Raw genomic sequence first — 2,165 nt, 5'->3', positions numbered from 1 at the left:
GAATTTATATTGTTCATTTCTTCTTTTTCACAACTTAGGCTAAACAAGCCCAGGAAAATACAGATTAATAAGCTTCCCGATAACAATTTTAAATTTTTCATGATCAATAGTTTTAATGGTTAATGTGTTAAAGGTATCTGGAAGATTCCGTTTAGTAATGGAAGGATTTATAAGTCGGGGTTTTTGATTTATAACCGGTATATGGTTAGTATTTATGCCTTTATCAGCCGGATATACTTCGTATGGTACCGCTTATAAAGTTCCTTGATTTGGTTAACAAACTTTTTTGTAATTTAAATTGTAATCTATTTCTATGATACGAGCGGTAATTGTCGATGATGAAGTAAGTGCGGTAAAAAGTTTGCAATGGGAGATCAATGCCTTTTGCCCCTGGATAGAAGTCTGCGATAATTATCTCACTCCTCTTGATGCTATTAAAGGGATAGATAATATCAAACCCGACTGCGTGTTTCTGGATATCGAGATGCCTCAAATGGATGGATTCCAATTATTACACAATCTAAATTTTCGGAATTTTGAACTGATATTTACCACTGCCTACGACAACTACGCGCTACAGGCATTCAGGGAAAATGCGGTGGATTATCTCCTTAAACCTATTGATTCCGATGATCTTCAGATTGCTGCTGAAAGGGTGCTGGACAGGAAGAGGAACAATCGCCTGGGAGAACAACTTCGAAATATCATGCAGGATATACAAAGGCAGCAAACATTCAAAAAAATTCCTTTTTCTTTTATTGATAAAACCATCTATGTTTCGAGTAAGGATATTATTTATTGCAAATCTGACGGGAATTATACTGAAATTTTCATGATAGATGGAAAAAAGGAGGTTCTGTCCAAAAAGGTCAAGGAAGTGGAGGCATTAATTAATGACCCTTCTTTTTACAGGGTCCACCATTCCTATTTGATCAATCTGGACTGGGTGAAGGAATTTGTGAAAAGTGACGGTCAGTACCTGATCCTAAATGATGGTTCTAACATTCCCGTCTCCCGGTCAAAAAAAGCACATCTGCTTAAATTACTTGGAAGCTGATATCTTGGAAGAATTAATTAACATTCTAAATCAACCTTTTAGAAGCGGCCTGCTTACATTCTTTGCAGGGGTGCTATCTATATTAGCGATCTATCACTTTCTTCTTTACTTTCAGCAAAAAATTAGATCCTATTTTTTTTATAGCCTATATCTTTTCCTTGCCTTATTATCGATATTCCGGTTTGGCGGAGGAAGTTTTCAGGAAATTTATTTCAACTACTTACAGGATTTTAAATATTTAATTACAGAACTCACCTTTGTAGTTTATTTATTGTTTGCTTACAGCTTTCTGGAAATGAAAACAAACGCTCCCAATTGGAATAAGTACATAATGAGGGGCAATCTACTATTTTTGATAATTGCAATCCTGCTGCATATAATATCCTACATGGCCGGAGGTCCTTATTTAAGGACTTTGGGTTATAACTTTTTTCTTATCTACATGCCCGTCCTGGCTCTTCTGGCCTATTATCCTATTCTTAAAAAAAACGTTCCGCTGAGATCCTATCTTATCGCGGGTTCTTTGATCTTGTTCTTAGGATGGCTGGGGCCGGTCCTGGTTTACCAGCTAAACCTGGGGATAGATAATTTTAGGATAGCTTCGGGGATTTTTCTTCTATGTGGAATATTTGAAAATTTATTGTTCTCATTAGGTCTGGGACATAAACAAAAGCTACTCCTGCAGGAAAATAAAAAGGCCAAGGTGGAATTGATCAGGCAAAATAAAGAAAACGAGGAACTAAGGTTGCGTATCCAGCAAAAATTGGAAGAAAATGTTCAGTCGTTAAGCAAACAGGTGGAGAGGGATAAAATTGAGAAGCTTACCGTGCAATACGAGAGAGAACTTGCAGAATTGAAAGTCAATTTTCTAAGAAGTCAGATGAATCCGCATTTTATTTTCAATTCTCTAAATTCTATTAAGCTTTACATTATAAATAATGAGAAAGAAAATGCCATTTACTACCTCAATAAATTCTCCAAGTTTATTCGGAAAGTCCTGGAAGCGACCAGGGAGAAAATAAGTTCATTATCTGAAGAGATCCAGACTCTTGAGTTGTATGTCAACATTGAAAATATAAGATTTGAGAACCAGATCGCCTTTTCAATT

2 protein-coding genes are annotated in these 2,165 nt (G+C 36.0%); both read left to right on the top strand.

Translation table 11 applies throughout. The features are described from left to right. Window positions 1-313 precede the first annotated feature (313 nt). On the top strand, window positions 314-1,057 hold the full coding sequence (locus ENO17_06845) for a response regulator transcription factor (GenBank protein HER24748.1): 744 nt from the start codon (window positions 314-316) through the stop codon (window positions 1,055-1,057). Then, the coding region (locus ENO17_06840; GenBank protein ID HER24747.1) for a hypothetical protein at window positions 990-2,165 on the top strand (1,176 nt) is incomplete at its 3' end. The genes ENO17_06845 and ENO17_06840, both read left to right, overlap by 68 nt.

This window comes from Candidatus Atribacteria bacterium, assembly GCA_011056645.1.
In the GTDB taxonomy this organism is placed as follows: domain Bacteria; phylum Atribacterota; class Phoenicimicrobiia; order Phoenicimicrobiales; family Phoenicimicrobiaceae; genus Sediminicultor; species Sediminicultor quartus.
The sequence above is the reverse complement of the archived record's forward strand: the minus strand, read 5'-3'. Positions and strand labels throughout refer to the sequence as shown.